The sequence below is a fragment of the Erwinia sp. PME.40.26/001 genome (assembly GCF_055556675.1).
The window spans coordinates 1-264 of sequence record NZ_JBVHNP010000232.1 but is presented as its reverse complement, the minus strand read 5'-3'; the positions used below and the strand labels follow the sequence as shown (position 1 = coordinate 264).

The window sequence follows — 264 nt, the reverse complement described above, 5'->3', positions numbered from 1 at the left end:
CCCCGCGCCGCAAGCTCCTTCAGGCGCTCCTGCGTCTCGGGGTTCACCATGCCGGCAGAGATGATGATCTTGGCCGCGTCCTCGATGGTCATCTTGATCGGCAGGACCGACTTGCGCGGCACGAAGCAGACGAACCCCGAGGGCGGCAGCATGCCGGTCGGCATGAAGACGCTGACGAGATCCTCGCCAGGCAGCTCGTGCGCGATCTCGCGGGTGGCTTCCCCGGTGACGAAGACGATCGACCAGATGCCCTTGGAGGGAAAC

1 protein-coding gene is annotated in these 264 nt (G+C 65.5%); it reads right to left on the bottom strand.

All coding sequences use genetic code 11. The annotated features are described in order from the left end of the window. On the bottom strand, nt 1-264 hold a 264-nt coding region (locus tag ACZ3HG_RS23980), incomplete at both ends, for a DUF502 domain-containing protein (RefSeq protein WP_465334906.1).